The organism is Variovorax sp. PvP013 (assembly GCF_050435945.1).
Taxonomy (GTDB): domain Bacteria; phylum Pseudomonadota; class Gammaproteobacteria; order Burkholderiales; family Burkholderiaceae_C; genus Variovorax.
Map to the genome: position 1 here is coordinate 1,204,945 of NZ_JBNDLF010000001.1, position 13,743 is coordinate 1,218,687.

12 protein-coding genes are annotated in these 13,743 nt (G+C 70.3%); 2 read left to right on the plus strand and 10 right to left on the minus strand.

Features of this window, described 5'->3' with window-relative positions; all coding sequences use genetic code 11:
* Positions 1 to 4: 4 nt before the first annotated feature.
* On the minus strand, positions 5 to 898 hold the full coding sequence (locus ABID77_RS05740; RefSeq protein ID WP_429592121.1) for a LysR family transcriptional regulator: 894 nt from the start codon (positions 896 to 898) through the stop codon (positions 5 to 7).
* A gap of 71 nt (positions 899 to 969) precedes the next feature.
* On the opposite strand from ABID77_RS05740, the gene ABID77_RS05745 reads away from it, so the two are divergent.
* The gene (locus tag ABID77_RS05745; RefSeq protein ID WP_429592124.1) at positions 970 to 1,557 is read left to right on the plus strand and encodes a flavin reductase family protein; all 588 of its coding nucleotides are present in this window, start codon (positions 970 to 972) and stop codon (positions 1,555 to 1,557) included.
* Positions 1,558 to 1,597: 40 nt separating this feature from the next.
* Here ABID77_RS05745 and ABID77_RS05750 read toward each other — a convergent pair whose 3' ends face one another.
* The 9 genes from ABID77_RS05750 to ABID77_RS05790 all read right to left on the minus strand — a co-directional run bounded on the left by ABID77_RS05750 (position 1,598) and on the right by ABID77_RS05790 (position 11,869).
* Complete coding sequence (locus ABID77_RS05750) at positions 1,598 to 2,587, minus strand: branched-chain amino acid ABC transporter permease (RefSeq protein WP_429592126.1); 990 nt, start codon at positions 2,585 to 2,587, stop codon at positions 1,598 to 1,600.
* A 109-nt stretch (positions 2,588 to 2,696) separates the two neighbouring features.
* Entirely contained in the window at positions 2,697 to 3,572 is an 876-nt protein-coding gene (locus ABID77_RS05755) for a branched-chain amino acid ABC transporter permease (RefSeq protein ID WP_429592129.1), read from the minus strand.
* Between the two features lie 170 nt (positions 3,573 to 3,742).
* The gene (locus tag ABID77_RS05760; protein ID WP_429592132.1) at positions 3,743 to 4,939 is read right to left on the minus strand and encodes an ABC transporter substrate-binding protein; all 1,197 of its coding nucleotides are present in this window, start codon (positions 4,937 to 4,939) and stop codon (positions 3,743 to 3,745) included.
* Positions 4,940 to 4,994: 55 nt separating this feature from the next.
* Entirely contained in the window at positions 4,995 to 5,702 is a 708-nt protein-coding gene (locus tag ABID77_RS05765; protein ID WP_429592135.1) for an ABC transporter ATP-binding protein, read from the minus strand.
* Position 5,703: 1 nt separating this feature from the next.
* Complete coding sequence (locus tag ABID77_RS05770) at positions 5,704 to 6,474, minus strand: ABC transporter ATP-binding protein (RefSeq protein ID WP_429592138.1); 771 nt, start codon at positions 6,472 to 6,474, stop codon at positions 5,704 to 5,706.
* Between the two features lie 281 nt (positions 6,475 to 6,755).
* Complete coding sequence (locus tag ABID77_RS05775) at positions 6,756 to 8,357, minus strand: DHA2 family efflux MFS transporter permease subunit (RefSeq protein WP_429592141.1); 1,602 nt, start codon at positions 8,355 to 8,357, stop codon at positions 6,756 to 6,758.
* A gap of 16 nt (positions 8,358 to 8,373) precedes the next feature.
* A complete protein-coding gene (locus tag ABID77_RS05780) occupies positions 8,374 to 9,732 on the minus strand; it encodes an efflux RND transporter periplasmic adaptor subunit (RefSeq protein ID WP_429592144.1) in 1,359 nt (452 codons plus the stop codon).
* 38 nt (positions 9,733 to 9,770) lie between these two features.
* Positions 9,771 to 11,321 carry an efflux transporter outer membrane subunit gene (locus ABID77_RS05785; protein WP_429592147.1) on the minus strand — a complete coding sequence of 517 codons (1,551 nt, stop codon included), beginning with the start codon at positions 11,319 to 11,321 and terminating at the stop codon, positions 9,771 to 9,773.
* A gap of 26 nt (positions 11,322 to 11,347) precedes the next feature.
* Positions 11,348 to 11,869, minus strand: a complete 522-nt coding sequence (locus tag ABID77_RS05790) for a MarR family winged helix-turn-helix transcriptional regulator (RefSeq protein ID WP_429592150.1) — start codon at positions 11,867 to 11,869, stop codon at positions 11,348 to 11,350.
* 78 nt (positions 11,870 to 11,947) lie between these two features.
* Between ABID77_RS05790 and ABID77_RS05795 the strand changes: the two genes are divergently transcribed.
* Positions 11,948 to 13,732 carry an ABC transporter transmembrane domain-containing protein gene (locus ABID77_RS05795; protein ID WP_429592152.1) on the plus strand — a complete coding sequence of 595 codons (1,785 nt, stop codon included), beginning with the start codon at positions 11,948 to 11,950 and terminating at the stop codon, positions 13,730 to 13,732.
* The last annotated feature ends 11 nt before the right edge of the window (positions 13,733 to 13,743 follow it).

Here is a 13,743-nt window from a genome sequence, read left to right on the forward strand (position 1 = left end):
TTCGTCACTCCGATGCGTCCGACGCTTCCGACACCTCCGCCGCCTCGCGCAGGCATTGGGCGAAATGCGCGATGAGCGCCGGACTCGCCTTCGGCTTGCGCTGCAGCAGGCCGATCTCGCGGTAGAAGGTCGATTCTTCCAGGGAGATCATGCGGGCCCCCCGGGGCAGCGGGGAATGCGCTTCGACCAGGGGCACGAGCGCGACGCCCATGCCCTTGGCGGCCAGGTGGATCAGGCCGGAGATCTCGTCGATCTCCACCGAGTCCCTGACCGCGATGCCTTCGCGGCGCAGGAACCGCTCCACCATGCGCCCGCCGAAGGACACCCGGTCGTAGCGCAGAAACGGCTGTTCGCGCAGCAGGGCGCGCCAGTCCGCACCGGGCAGTTCCGCGGGCGCCACCAGCACATAGGGCTCGTGGACCAGCGACTGCCAGGTCAGGTCCGGCAGGATGCCGAACGGGGGCCGGATGATCAGCGCCGCATCGATCCTGCCGGCGTCGAGCTCGTCCATCAGCCGCATCGACACCCCCGGCGCGACATGCGCGCGCACCAGCGGAAACCGTTCCCGGAGCTTCTGCAGCGCGCGCGCGAGCAGCGTGGACTGCACCGAGGCGATGGCGCCGATGCGCAGCAGCACGCCGTCGGACGGGTCGTCGGGCACGTCGCCCAGCCTGGCGTAGAGCGCGCAGATCGCCTCGGCCCGTTGCAGGGTGGTCTGTCCGGCGGCGTTCAGGACGGCCGAGCGGCCGGTCCGATCGAAGAGTGCGAAGCCCAGGCTGTCCTCGAGCCGCTTGATCTGGCTGCTGACGGCCGACTGCGTCAGGCCGATGCATTCCCCCGCCGCGGCAAAGGTCCCGTACCGGCACACGGCGATGAAAGTCCTGAGTTCGCTGATCATCCAGCGAGCATCGCGAGAATCGATGGCTCGGTCAATTTCCCATCGACGGCATTCAATCTTCGGCACATCCCATGGACACCCACATCGCTCCCGTCCCGCTCGACAAGGCCTACCGGCTGCTCAATCACGGTCCCACCGTCCTGGTGTCGGCGCACCACGGCGGCACGGACGACGTCATGGCCGCGGCCTGGGCCTGCGCGTTGGACTTCGCGCCACCCAAGCTGACGGTGGTGCTGGACAAGGCCACGCGCACCCGCGAGCTGGTCGAGGCCGGCGGCGCCTTCCTGATCCAGGTGCCCACCGCCGCGCAGGTGCGGCTGACGCACGCCGTCGGCACCCGCAGCCTGAAGGACGTTCCCGACAAGCTGGCGCGCGCCGGCGTGGAACTGTTCCGCACGGCAGGGCACGACCTGCCCTTCGTCGCCGGCTGCTCGGGCTGGCTGGCCTGCCGGCTGGTGCCGGAGCCGCACAACCAAGCCACCTACGACCTGTTCATCGGCGAAGTCGTGGCGGCCTGGGCGGACACGCGCGCGTTCGCGGACGGTCACTGGCGTTTCGAGACGGCCGACCCGGACTGGCGCAGCCTGCACTACGTCGCGGGCGGGCACTTCTACGCCATCGGGGAGGCCCTGGACGTCGAGGACGCGCCGAAGGATTGAGACCGCCGGCCGGCTCGCGTGCCGACCGGTCGGCCCGTCGTCAGCCGCGCGGTCCCGACCGGCGACGATCGATGAAGGCGATGATCTCGCCCATGATCCCCTTGCGGAAGGCCAGCACGCAGATCACGAAGATCAGGCCGGTGACCATGGTGACGGACTCGCCCAGCGTGTTGAACCACTCCACCGACGTGATGCGCGCGAGCAGGTTGCCCAGTTCGCCGATCTTGTTCTCCAGCAGCACCACCACCGCCGCGCCCACCAGCGGACCGGACAGCGTGCCCAGCCCGCCGACCAATGTCATCAGCACGACCTGGCCGGAGGCGGTCCAGTGCACGTCCGACAGCGTCGCGAAGCCCAGCACCAGCGTCTTGAGCGAGCCCGCGAGGCCCGCGAGCGCCGCCGAGATCACGAAAGCCAGCAACTTGAAGCGCGCCACGTCGTAGCCCAGCGACAGCGCGCGGGGCTCGTTCTCCTTGATGCCCTTCAACACCTGGCCGAAGGGCGAATGGATGGTGCGCATGATCAGCAGGAAGGCGCCGACCACCACCGCGAGCGTCACGTAGTACATGGTCAGGTCGCTCGACAGGTCCAGCAGGCCGAAGAGCTTGCCGCGCGGCACGCCCTGCAGGCCGTCCTCGCCGCCGGTGAACTTGGCCTGCAGCGCGACGAAGAATACCAGCTGCGCCAGCGCCAGCGTGATCATCGCGAAGTAGATGCCCTGGCGGCGGATGGCCAGCACGCCGAAGAGCCAGCCGAGCAAGGCGCCGGTGAGCGTGCCGGCGATCAGCCCCAGTTCCGGCGTGAAGCCCAGCGCCTTCACGCCGTAGCCCGCCACGTAGGCCGAGCCGCCCAGGAAGGCCGCGTGGCCGAAGGACAGCAGCCCGGTGTAGCCCAGCAGCAGGTTGAAGGCCGAGGCGAACAGCGCGAAGCACATCAGCTTCATCACGAACACCGGGTAGGCGCCGAAGAACGGCGCAAGCAGCAACGCCACGAGCAGCAGCAGGTAGACGGCGAGAGAGAGCTTCTTCATGAATTCCTGATCCGTAAGGCCGCCGCGCACGGCCGCCCGAAGCGGCCGGCCTGCCCCCGGTGGGGGGTGGGCGGAGCGACACGAAGTGCGCGCAGACTGGGGGCGAGCATCATTTTTCTTTGCCGAACAGGCCGGCGGGGCGGATCAACAGGACGATCACCATGATGAAGAACACGACGGTGGACGAGGCCTCCGGATAGACGACCTTGGCGAAGCCCTCGATCACGCCCAGCCCCAGCCCGGTGAGGATGGCGCCCATGATGGAACCCATGCCGCCGATCACGACGACGGCGAAGACCACGATGATCAGGTTCTGCCCCATCAGCGGCGAGACCTGGATCACCGGCGCGGCCAGCACGCCGGCGAAGGCCGCCAGCGCGCAACCGAAGGCGTAGGTCAATGTGATCATCAGCGGCACGTTGACGCCGAAGGCCTCGACCAGCCGGGGGTTCTCGGTGCCCGCGCGCAGGTAGGCACCCAGGCGCGTCTTCTCGATCACGAACCAGGTCGCGAAGCACACCACCAGCGAGGCGACCACCACCCAGGCGCGGTAGTTCGGCAGGATCATGAAGCCCAGGTCGGTGGCGCTCGACAGCGCGTCCGGCGCGTCGTAGGACAGGCCCGAGACGCCGTAGACCGAGCGGAACACGCCCTCGATCAGCAGCGTCAGCCCGAGCGTGAGCAGCAGCCCGTACAGATGGTCGAGCTTGTAGATCCAGCGCAGCAGCAGCCGCTCGATCACCACACCGAAGAGGCCCACGATGACCGGCGCGGCCAGCAGCATCACCCAGTAGCTGACGCCCAGGTACTCCATCGCCATCCAGCTGAGGATGGCGCCCATCATGAACAGCGCGCCGTGCGCGAAGTTGATGACGTTGAGCAGCCCGAAGATCACCGCCAGCCCCAGGCTCAGGATCGCGTAGAACGAGCCGTTGACCAGCCCCAGCAGGAGCTGGCTGGACAAGGCGGACATAGAGATGTTCATGACAGCAGCAGCAAAAGAAACTCCGACGACGAACTCAAGGGTGATGGTGCGCCAGCACCGAACCGTCTAAAGCCAGGAACACCGCGGAACCGGCTTCGCCGGGCCGCCGGTGTTGCCTCCGGAAGGGGGTTGGCGCTGCGACACGAAGTGCGCAAGCCTGGGGGCGAGCTTCACTTCCAGAGCGCGCACTTGGTCTCGGCCTTGGTCGTGAAGACCTGGTCGCCCGGCAGCTTGGCGATCACCTTCAGGTAGTCCCAGGGCTTCTTCGACTCGGCCGGCGACTTGGCCTCGACCAGGTACATGTCGTGGATGAAGCTGCCGTCGGCGCGGATCTGGCCCTTGCCGTAGAAGTCGTTGATGGGCGTGCTCTTGAGGTAGGCCATGACCTTGTCGGCATCGGTCGTCTTGACGGCGGCGACGGCCTTCAGGTAGGTCATGGTGGCCGAGTAGTCGGCGGCCTGCACGTCGGTGGGCATGCGCTTGGTCTTGGCGAAGAACGCGTTGGCGAACTTGCGCGTGTCGTCGTTCATGTCCCAGTACCAGCTGGTGGTGTGCAGCAGGCCTTCGGTGTTCTTCAGGCCGAGGCTGTGGATGTCGGTCAGGAACACCAGCAGGCCGGCGGTCTTCATGGTCTTGTTGATGCCAAACTCGCGCGCCGCCTTGATGGCGTTGATGGTGTCGCCGCCGGCGTTGGCCAGGCCCAGGATCTGCGCCTTGGAGTTCTGCGCCTGCAGCAGGAAGGACGAGAAGTCCGAGGCGTTGAGCGGATGGCGCACCGAGCCCGTCACCGTGCCGCCCTTGGCCTTGATGACGGCCGTGGTGTCGGTCTCCAGCGCCTGGCCGAAGGCGTAGTCGGCCGTCAGGAAGAACCAGCTCTTGCCGCCGCGCTCGACCACCGCGCCGCCGGTGCCCTTGGCCAGCGCCACGGTGTCGTAGGCGTAGTGCACGGTGTAGGGCGTGCACTGCTCGTTGGTGAGCGCCGAGGTGCCCGCGCCGCTGTTGAAGTAGACGCGCTTCTTCTCGGCCGCGACCTTGGCGGTGGCCAATGCCGTGCCGGAGTTGGTGCCGCCGAAGATCATCGTCGCGCCGGCCGTGTCGATCCATTCGCGCGCCTTGCTCGCGGCGATGTCGGCCTTGTTCTGGTGGTCGGCCGACAGCAGCTCGATCGGCTGGCCGAGCGCCTTGCCGCCGAAGTCGTCGATCGCCATCTGGATCGCGACCACGCCGTTCTTGCCCTCGACGTCGGCGTACAGGCTCGACATGTCGGTGATGAAGCCGATCTTGACCTTCTCCTGCGCCTGCGCGGCGGTGGCCGCCAGGGTCAGGGCGCCGATGGCGAGTGCGAGGGCGGTGAGTCGTCTTTGCATGGAATGAGGCTCCGTCAGGGAAATCGAAAGGGGAAAAGGAATCGCGGCCGGGACGTCAGACGCCCAGCAGCTCGTTGAGCACGGGCATCTTGGCGGCGAGCTCGGACGCGCCGAACTGCTCCACGATGCGGCCGTGCTCCATCACGTAGAAGCGGTCGGCCAGCGGCGCGGCGAAGCGGAAGTTCTGCTCCACCATGACCACCGTGTAGCCCTTGCCGCGCAGCATCGTGATCATGCGGGCCAGCGCCTGCACGATCACCGGCGCCAGGCCCTCGGAGATCTCGTCGAGCAGCAGCAGCCGCGCGCCGGTGCGCAGGATGCGCGCGACCGCCAGCATCTGCTGCTCGCCGCCCGACAGGCGCGTGCCCTGGCTGTGGCGACGCTCGGCGAGGTTGGGGAACATCTCGTAGATCTCCTCGACCGACATGCCCGCACCGGCGCCCTTGAGCACGGGCGGCAGCATCAGGTTCTCCTCGGTCGAGAGGCTGGCGAAGATGCCGCGCTCCTCCGGGCAGTAGCCGATGCCCAGGTGGGCGATGCGGTGCGTGGGCATCGACACGGTCTCGGTGCCGTTGACGCGGATGCTGCCCTTGCGCGCGCCGGTCAGGCCCATGACGGCGCGCATGGTGGTGGTACGCCCGGCGCCGTTGCGCCCGAGCAGCGTGACGACCTCGCCCGGCTGCACGACCATGTCGACGCCGTGGAGCACGTGCGATTCGCCGTACCAGGCCTGCAGGCCCTTGATCTCGAGTGCGGCGGTCATCTCAGTGGGCTCCCTGCAGCTGGCCGTCGGTGGTGCCCATGTAGGCCTCCATGACCTGCGGGTTGCGCGAGACCTCGGCGTACGGGCCCTCGGCCAGCACGGCGCCGCGCTGGAGGACGGTGATGGTGTCGGCGATGGTCGAGACCACGCTCATGTTGTGCTCGACCATCAGGATGGTGCGCCCGGCCGAGACGCGCTTGATCAGCTCGGCCACGCGGTGCACGTCCTCGTGGCCCATGCCCTGCGTCGGCTCGTCGAGCAGCATGAGTTCGGGGTCCATGGCCAGCGTGGTGGCGATCTCCAGCGCGCGCTTGCGGCCGTAGGGCAGGTTCACGGTCAGCTCGTCGGCGAGGTCGTCGAGGCCGACCTCGGCGAGCAGGCCGCGCGCGCGGATGTCCAGCGGCCGGAGCGATCGCTCGCTCTTCCAGAAGTGGTAGGAGGTGCCCAGCGAGCGCTGCAGGCCCAGGCGCACGTTCTCCAGCAGCGTGAGGTGCGGGAACACGGCCGAGATCTGGAATGAGCGGATGATGCCGCGCCGCGCGATCTGCGCCGGGCGCTCGCCGGTGATGTCCTGGCTGTTGAAGAGGATGCTGCCGGAGGTCGGTTCGAGGAACTTGGTCAGCAGGTTGAAGCAGGTCGTCTTGCCCGCGCCGTTGGGGCCGATCAGCGCGTGGATCGAACCGCGCGCGACCTTGAGGTCGACCTTGCTGACCGCGGTGAAGCCCTTGAATTCCTTGGTGAGCTGGCGGGTCTCGAGAATGATGTCGCTCATCTCGCGCGAGCGTCCGGTTGCGGGCGGGAAAGGTCGGTCATGGCGGGCTTGGCGAGCTTGTGTTCACGCCCGGCATGGGCGCCGGCTCATTGTCGCGACAGCCCTCCCCTTGCCTACTGGGGCAAATGCCTATGCTGCAGTGCACGAAAGGCTCACCCCCAGTCTTCGCGCACTGCGTGTCGCTTCGCCAACCCCCTTCCAGGGGGCGCACCCGATGGCCCGGCGAAGCCGGTTCCATGGGTGCCTTGGCCTGGCGTGCTCGCGCGGCTGGCCGCGCTCGGTCAGTGCGCTCCGGCGGCGGCGTCGGCGGCGCCGGTGCCGCCCATCTGGGGGCGGGCGAGCCAGACCAGGGGGACGAGGAAGACGAAGAGGACGGCCGAGGCGTAGAAGATGTCGTTGGCCGCGAGCATGAAGGCCTGCTGGTCGACGATGCGGCCGATCTGGGCCAGCGCCTGGTCGGGGGAGAAGCCGCTGCCGGACAGGCCGCCCAGGGCGCTCGTGGCCGCCGCGTTGCCCTGGTTGATCGACTCGGCGAGCTGGGCGTGGTGCACCGTGGCGCGGCGCTCCCACAGCGTGGTGGCGATCGAGGTGCCCATGGCGCCGGCCGTGATGCGCAGGAAGTTCGACAGGCCCGAGGCCGCCGGGATGCGGTCGGGCGTGAGGCCCGAGAGCGTCAGCGTCACCAGCGGGATGAAGAAGAACGCCATCGCCACGCCCTGCACGATGGTCGGCACCATGATGGTGGCGATGTCGGCCTGGGTGTTGAAGTTTGAGCGCATCCACAGCACCAGCGCGAAGATCAGGAACGAGAACGTGGCGTAGCGTCGCGGATCGACCTTGGCCACCGTCATGCCCACCACCGGCGACAGCACGATCGCCAGCGCCCCCACGGGGGCCAGCACCATGCCGGCCTGCGTCGCGGTGTAGCCCATGTACTGCTGCAGCCACAGCGGCAGCAGCACGACGTTGCCGAAGAACAGGCCGTAGCCCACCGCCGTGGCCGTGGCGCCGGCCCAGAAGTTGCGCCGCTTGAACAGCGACAGGTCGACCACCGGGTGCTCCTCGGTCAGCTCCCAGATCATGAAGAAGGCGAAGCCGACCACCGCCACCACGGCCATCGTCACGACCTCGGGCGAGTTGAACCAGTCGAGTTCCTTGCCCTTGTCGAGCATCAGCTGCATCGCGCCCACCCACAGCACCAGCAGCGCCAGGCCGATGGCGTCGATCGGCAGCTTGCGCGTGTTGCTCTCGCGCTTGCGGTAGAGCGCCCAGGTGATGACCGCCGAGGCGATGCCCACCGGGATGTTGATGTAGAAGATCCACGGCCACGAGATGTTGTCCGTGATGTAGCCGCCCAGCAGCGGCCCCATCACCGGCGCGACCAGCGTGGTCATCGACCACATCGCCATCGCCAGCCCGGCCTTGGCGCGCGGGTAGCTCGACAGCAGCAGCGTCTGTGACAGCGGGATCATCGGCCCGGCGACGAAGCCCTGCAGCGCCCGGAAGGCGATCAACGTCGTCATGTTGGGCGCGAGGCCGCACAGCAGCGAGGCGACCATGAACAGGATCACGCTGGCCATGAACAGGCGCACCTGGCCGAAGCGCTGCGTGAGCCAGCCGGTCAATGGCACCGCGATGGCATTGGCCACGGCGAAGCTGGTGATGACCCACGTGCCCTGCGTCGAGCTCACGCCCAGGTCGCCCGCGATGGCGGGCAGCGACACGTTGGCGATCGACGAGTCGAGCACGTTCATGAAGGTCGCGGCCGACAGCGCGACGGTGCCCCAGACGCGCGCGGAGCCCTCGAGCGGCGGGTAGGTGATGTGCGCCGGCGCCGCCGGAGGCGCGGGCGCGGCGGTGCCGGCGGCGGGAGCGGTGGCCATGGATCGGACCGGTGCCTCAGCCGTGCGCGGCGTCGCGCTGGGCGATGGAGGCGCCGCCGTTGGGCGACGCGGCCGGCACCGTCGCGCGGTCCGCCGGCGGCTTCGCGGACGCCGGCGCGGCCGTCGCCGAGGCGGCACGTCCCAGGTTGGCCGCGATGATGCGCTCGACCTCGGCGTCGGCGCCGTTGTCGGTGGCGCTGTAGACCTGCGTCTGCGCCAGGGGCGAGGCGCGCGGCGCGTCGGCGAGCGACTTGCCGTCCTTCTGGCTGACGTCGATCTCGGCGTCCATCGACAGGCCCACGCGCAGCGGGTTGGCCTTGAGCTGATCGCTCGCCAGCGCGATGCGCACCGGTACGCGCTGCACCACCTTGATCCAGTTGCCCGTCGCGTTCTGTGCCGGCAGCAGCGCGAAGGCCGCGCCGGTGCCCACGCCCAGGCCGGCCACCTTGCCGTCGTATTCGATCTTCTTGCCGTAGAGGTCGGCGGTCAGCTTCACCGGCTGGCCGATGCGGATGTTGCGCAGCTGCACTTCCTTGAAGTTGGCATCGACCCAGAGCTGGTCGAGCGGCACGATCGACATCATCGGCGTGCCCGCGGCCACGCGCTGGCCGAGCTGCACGGTGCGCCGTGCCACGTAGCCGTCCACCGGCGCCGGCAGCATCGCGCGCTGCGTGCCGAGCCAGGCCTCGCGCACCCGCGCCGCGGCGGCCAGCACGCTGGGGTGCCGGGCGATGCTGGTGCCCTCGGTGAGCGACTGGTTGCTGGTGAGCTGCTCGCGCGCGGCCAGCACGCCGGCCTGCGCCGCGGCCAGGGCGCTGCGCGCGTTGGCGAGCGTGGTCTCGGCATGGTTGAGCTCTTCCTTCGACACGGCGCCGTTGCCGGTCAGGGCCTGGCGCCGCTTCAGGTCGTCCTGGGCGCGGGCGATGTCGCTCTGCGCCTTGACGATGTCGGACTGCCGCAGGGTCACCTGGGCGGCCAGCGAGCCGTTGTTGGCGTAGAGCGTGCGCGCTTGGCGCACGGCCTGCGCGAGCGCGGCCTCGGACTGCTCCAGCGCCACCTTGGCGTCGGCCGGATCGAGCCGCACCAGCGGCTGGCCGGCCTTCACGAAGTCGGTGTCGTCGGCCAGGATCGACATCACGGTGCCCGGCATCTGCGGCGTGATCTGGATCACGTTGCCCTGCACGTAGGCGTTGTCGGTGGTCTCGTAGTGGCTGGCCACCAGCCACTCGTACAGGCCCCACGCGCCGCCGGCCAGCACCACCACGGCGGCCAGGCCGGTGAGCGCCCGGCGGCGCTTGCCGCTGTTCGGGGAGGCGGGCGCGGGCGCGGCGGCACCGGCGGGCGAGGAAGCGACGGGAGCGTTGTCGTTGTTCATCTGGAATCTCTCGGTCGGGTTCGGACGGTGTTCGGTGTTCAGGGGCGCGCGGCGACGGCGGTGGCCGCCATCGCCGGGGCGGCGGCGGTCCGTGGTGCGGCGTCGGTGCGCGCCGTGGCGGTCGGGGGCAGCCAGCCGCCGCCGAGCGCCTGCGCCAGGCCGATCTGCGTGTCGAGCGCGCGCCAGGCCAGGTCGACGCCCTGGCGGCGCTGCACCAGCACGGCGGTCTCGGCCGTCAGCACGTTGAGGTAATTGCCGAGCCCCGCGCGGTAGCGCTGCACGGCGATGTCATAGGCGCCCTCGGCGGCCGTCTGCGCGTCGCGCTGCTCGGCCTGCTGGCGCACCACGGAGGTCGCGCTGCTCGCGCGGTCGGCGGCGTCGCGCACGGCGTCGACGACGCTGGCGTTGTAGCTCTCGATGGCGGCGTCGAGGTCGGCGGCGCGGCCGCGCAGGTTGGCGCGCAGGCGTCCCCCTTCGAAGATCGGCAGGCGCACCGCCGGACCCACGCCCCACTGCCCGCTGCCCGACTCGACCAGCTTGCCGAAGCCCAGGCTCGCCGTGCCGACGAAGGCCGTCAGGCTGACGTTCGGATAGAACAGGGTGCGCGCGTTGGCGACGTCGCCGCGCGCGGCCTCCACGCGCCAGCGCGCGGCGGCGATGTCGGCGCGGCGGCCCAGCAGGTCGGCCGGGATGTCCGATTGCAGGTTCAGGCCGCGCAGCGACGCCAGCGTCGGCACGGCGAGATCGCGCGTCGCGCCGGGCCGGCCCACCAGGGCGTCGAGCGCGTGCCGCGCGATCTCGATCTGCTCGGCCAGCGCCTCGATCTGCTGGCGCGCCTCGGGCAGGCCGCCCTCGCTCTGGCGCAGCTCGAGCCGCGTGTCGAGCCCCGCCGAGACGCGGTCGCGCACCAGGCGCAGGGTCTCATCGCGCTGCGCGAGCGTGCGCCGGGCGACGGCGAGCTGGTCGGACAGGCGCGCCCACTGCGCGTAACCGCGCGCGACGTTGGCCGCCAGCAGCACGGCGGCCGCGTCGGCCTCGGCCGCCGCCGCGTTGGCGCTGCCGAGGGCGGCATCGAGCGCGGCGCGGTTCTTGCCGAAGAAGTCGATCTCCCAGCTGCCGGCGATCTGCAGCGTGCCGGTGTCGCGCACCGAGCCGCCCAGCGGCGCCGGATAGATGTAGTTGCCGCTGAACTTCTGGCGCGTGAGGTCGAGCGCGCCGTTGACCTGCGGCCGCGACGCCGCGTCGACGGTCTCGACGGCGGCCTGCGCGCGCGCCAGGCGGGCCTGGGCCGAGCGCAGGTTCGGGCTGCCGGCCAGGGCCTCGCCCACCAGCGCGTCGAGTCGGGCGTCGCCGAAGCCGAGCCACCAGCGCGCGTCGGGCAGGACCGCGCCGGGAACGGCGGCGGCGCGGGCCTCGGCCGGGTCGGCGGACGGCGTCGCCGGGTTCGAGGCGGTGCCTCCTTCGAGGCCGAGCGAGGCGGCGTCGCGCAGGCGGGCGTGCGAGTCGATGCCGGCGGTGTCGGCGCAGCCGGTGAGCGTCAGGGTCAGGGCCGCGACGACCGCGGCGACGACGGTGACCGCGAAGGTCATGGCGGCGGAGGATGGGAGTCGAGGCGTCATTTCTTTGCTGCCTGGGCCGCGAAGGCCTGCGTGTTGTCGAGGATGCGGTGCAGATAGCTCTTGAGCTGGTTCCATTCGTCGGTGTCGAAGCCGGCGAGGTACTCGTTCTGGACCTGGCACAGCACCTCGGGCACCTGCTGGGCCGCGGCGCTGCCTTCGTCGGTGAGCTCGATGTTGACCACGCGCCGGTCGGTCACGGAACGCACGCGGCGGCACAGGCCCTTGGCCTCGAGGCGGTCGAGCAGCCGCGTCATGGAGCCGGCGTCGAGCATGCATTCGCGCGCCAGTTCGGCCACCGTCTGGGCCTTGCCCACGTGCAGCTTGTGCAGCGGCAGCCACTGCGGGTAGGTCGGCGAATCGGGCTTGCACAGCCGGCCGTCGACCGCCTGGCTCATGGCGTTGAGCACGCGGCGCATGAGGTAGCCGACGCTGTCCTCGGCGCAGTACCGCTCCGGCCGGTAGAAGTCGGGAACGGGACCCGGCGGCGCCGGCGGGGTGGTTGGATCGGTGTCTTGCATCGGGCGGTCATATTACTTGCTTAGGCAACCATTGTCAAGGCTGCCTTTGCAGACGCAACCGTTGGGTAGAATTCGGCCATGGCCGATTCCGCTTCCCGCACCGCCGCCAAGGGCTCACCGAAGTCCCTGTCCGGCCTCCTCCCGTTCCTGCGTCCCTACCGCCTGCAGATCGCGCTCGCCGGGCTGTTCCTGGTGCTGGCGGCGGTCACCACGCTGGTCTTCCCGTTGGCGCTGCGAACCCTGATCGACGGCGGTCTGGTGCCCGGCGACCGCGGCGCCCAGACCCTGGCGCTGCGCGAGCATTTCGTCGCCCTCTTCGCCGTCGCGGTGGCGCTGGGGCTGTTCTCGGCGGCGCGCTTCTACACCGTGAGCTGGCTGGGCGAACGCATCACGGCCAACCTGCGCAACGCCGTGTATTCGCACGTGCTGCGCCAGAGCCCGGCCTTCTTCGAGACCACGCAGACCGGCGAGGTGCTCTCGCGCCTGACCGCCGACACGACGCTGGTGCAGACCGTCGTCGGCTCGTCGCTGAGCATGGGACTGCGCAACGCGGTGATGGGCATCGGCGCGCTGGCGGTGCTGGTCTGGACCAATCCCTACGTGATGGTGCAGGTGCTGGGCGGCCTGGTGCTGGTGGTGGTGCCCAGCATGTGGTTCGGCCGTCGCGTGCGCAAGCTCTCGCGCGCCAGCCAGGACCGGGTGGCCGATTCGAGCGCCATCGCCGCCGAGGTGCTCAACGCCATCCCCGTGGTGCAGAGCTACACCTCCGAGGCGCGCGAGGCGGCGCGCTTCGACGCCTCCACGCACGACGCCTTCCGCACCGCCGTGCGCCGCGCCAAGGCGCGCTCGGTGCTGGTGGCCTTCATCATCATCGCCACCTCGGCGGCCCTGCTGTGGGGCCTCTACCAGGGCACGCAGGCGGTGCTCGACGGCCGCATCACGGCCGGCCACCTCGGCCAGACCGTGGTCTACGTGCTGATCCTGGCGAGCGCCGCGGCCGTGCTCGGCGAGGTCTACGGCGATCTGCTGCGCGCCGCCGGCGCGACCGAGCGCCTGATGGAGCTGCTGCATTCGCGTTCGGACATCGCCTCGCCCGCGCAGCCGGCGCGCGTCAGCGCGTCGAGCGGCGGCAGCGCGATCGAACTCGACGCGGTCACCTTCCACTACCCGTCGCGCCCGGGCCTGCCCGCGCTGCGCGACGTCAGCCTGCGCGTGGCGCCGGGCGAGACGGTCGCGCTGGTGGGCGCGAGCGGCGCCGGCAAGAGCACGGTGTTCCAGCTGCTGTTGCGCTACTACGACCCGCAGACCGGCCGCATCGCGCTCGACGGCGCGCCGCTCGGCACGCTGTCGCTGGGCGACCTGCGCCAGCGCATCGGGCTGGTGCCGCAGGACTCGGTGATCTTCTCGGCCAGCGCCTTCGAGAACATCCGCTACGGCCGCCCCGACGCCAGCATCGACGAGGTGCATGCCGCCGCGCGCGCCGCCTTCGCCGACGACTTCCTGCGCGCCCTGCCCCAGGGCTACGACACCTTCCTCGGCGAGCGCGGCGTACGGCTCTCCGGCGGCCAGCGCCAGCGCATCGCGATCGCGCGCGCCATCCTGAAGAACCCGCCGCTGCTGCTGCTCGACGAGGCCACCAGCGCGCTCGACGCCGAGAGCGAGCGAATGGTGCAGGCGGCGCTCGAATCCGCCATGACCGGCCGCACGACGCTGGTCATTGCGCACCGCCTGGCGACGGTGCAGAAGGCCGACCGCATCGTGGTGCTCGACCACGGCGTGGTGGTCGAACAAGGCACGCACGCGGCGCTGGTGGCGCAGGGCGGCGTGTACGCGCGGCTGGCGGCGCTGCAGTTCGCGGTGTAGATGCCGCCGCC

Bases quoted from the DNA above. Each gene is read 5' to 3' on its own strand.
- ABID77_RS05795 (WP_429592152.1), top strand. From the start codon at position 11,948: ATGGCCGATTCCGCTTCCCGCACCGCCGCCAAGGGCTCACCGAAGTCC.
- ABID77_RS05770 (WP_429592138.1), bottom strand. From the start codon at position 6,474: ATGAGCGACATCATTCTCGAGACCCGCCAGCTCACCAAGGAATTCAAG.
- ABID77_RS05760 (WP_429592132.1), bottom strand. From the start codon at position 4,939: ATGCAAAGACGACTCACCGCCCTCGCACTCGCCATCGGCGCCCTGACC.
- ABID77_RS05775 (WP_429592141.1), bottom strand. From the start codon at position 8,357: ATGGCCACCGCTCCCGCCGCCGGCACCGCCGCGCCCGCGCCTCCGGCG.
- ABID77_RS05750 (WP_429592126.1), bottom strand. From the start codon at position 2,587: ATGAAGAAGCTCTCTCTCGCCGTCTACCTGCTGCTGCTCGTGGCGTTG.
- ABID77_RS05765 (WP_429592135.1), bottom strand. From the start codon at position 5,702: ATGACCGCCGCACTCGAGATCAAGGGCCTGCAGGCCTGGTACGGCGAA.
- ABID77_RS05780 (WP_429592144.1), bottom strand. From the start codon at position 9,732: ATGAACAACGACAACGCTCCCGTCGCTTCCTCGCCCGCCGGTGCCGCC.
- ABID77_RS05755 (WP_429592129.1), bottom strand. From the start codon at position 3,572: ATGAACATCTCTATGTCCGCCTTGTCCAGCCAGCTCCTGCTGGGGCTG.
- ABID77_RS05745 (WP_429592124.1), top strand. From the start codon at position 970: ATGGACACCCACATCGCTCCCGTCCCGCTCGACAAGGCCTACCGGCTG.
- ABID77_RS05785 (WP_429592147.1), bottom strand. From the start codon at position 11,321: ATGACCTTCGCGGTCACCGTCGTCGCCGCGGTCGTCGCGGCCCTGACC.
- ABID77_RS05740 (WP_429592121.1), bottom strand. From the start codon at position 898: ATGATCAGCGAACTCAGGACTTTCATCGCCGTGTGCCGGTACGGGACC.
- ABID77_RS05790 (WP_429592150.1), bottom strand. From the start codon at position 11,869: ATGCAAGACACCGATCCAACCACCCCGCCGGCGCCGCCGGGTCCCGTT.